We start from the raw sequence: 1,053 nt of genomic DNA, 5'->3' as shown, positions 1-1,053 counted from the left end.
TAGTCCTATCAGGAAAGTGACAGGGGCGCTGTAGTTGACGCTGGAGGGATAGTTCATTGAAGGGGAGAACACTGCTCGCCATTGCCGCTCACCCACCGTGAGAAAATGGGTACAGTCTATGGGGTTAGCACAAAGGGAAGCATGGATTGGAGAGGGGCGATCGCTCTCTAGGGTCATAACCTGCTGCTTTAGGGCATCATAGCGGCCCAGAAACTGCTGATCGGGTTGAGCGCTCTGGTCATAAAGCGCCACGTGGATATCATAGCGAAGGTCTTGAAGAGATTCTTCCACCACATCTGAAACGCGAAATACACCTACCAGAAACCCCGTAAATTGATCGCGCCGATTGGATAGAGATTGTGGGGGTATGGGAGAGTCATACAGGGGCAACACCATCAGAAAACCAAACTGATCGCGCTGCTCTTGTACTAAACGGATCCGTCCTGTAGCAGTAATTCTATTCGTATCTCGGGCAGATTCTAGAGCAATGGTGCGATCGGTAGTGGAGTTTAGATCAAACCCAAAAGCAGCTTCATTATTGGCGAATGGTTCTAGATACACAACAGGGATATAATAAGGGCGATCGCCTGCTCGGATGAGTTGATTAGCATTGGATAGTTCAGTAATTTGAAAGCCTGGATATCCCTCGGCTTGAATGCGTTGCTCGAAGGCAAATCGCTCGGATTGTTGGATCATCGGTGCCCATTCTAAGGCTTGAATACCAGGATAGGTAACCAGCGATCGCCTTACAAAATGGCTAAAGTCTTGCCGGTTAACGTTGCCCTCGGCTGTTCCATAGTAATCATCCAGAAAAGATAGTACATCTGTATAGCGATTCAGGCTACGCTGCAGAGCTGTTGATATATTTTCAGTCTGGCGCTGAAAGCGAACCTGTTGTTTAGCCGCTTCCCATTGGCCAACAAAAACGGCTGAGATGACTGATAGCCCTATGCCTAAACTGAGAACAAGTCCATATCGGATAGCTTGGAAGGGGACGACGTTCACGGCCAATCTCCCGAGGAGGAAGGAGTGTATGGATTGATAAGGCGTTGC

Annotated in this window: 1 protein-coding gene; it reads right to left on the bottom strand. The window is 48.9% G+C overall.

Annotation, left to right across the window (positions count from 1 at the left end):
- Nucleotides 1-1,005: CHASE domain-containing protein (locus tag V6D20_14450; protein HEY9816979.1), on the bottom strand; the 1,005-nt coding region annotated here is incomplete at its 3' end.
- Between the last annotated feature and the right edge of the window lie 48 nt (nucleotides 1,006-1,053).

The sequence above is a fragment of the Candidatus Obscuribacterales bacterium genome (assembly GCA_036703605.1).
Taxonomy (GTDB): Bacteria; Cyanobacteriota; Cyanobacteriia; order RECH01; family RECH01; genus RECH01.
This window is presented reverse-complemented; position numbering and strand designations above follow the sequence as displayed.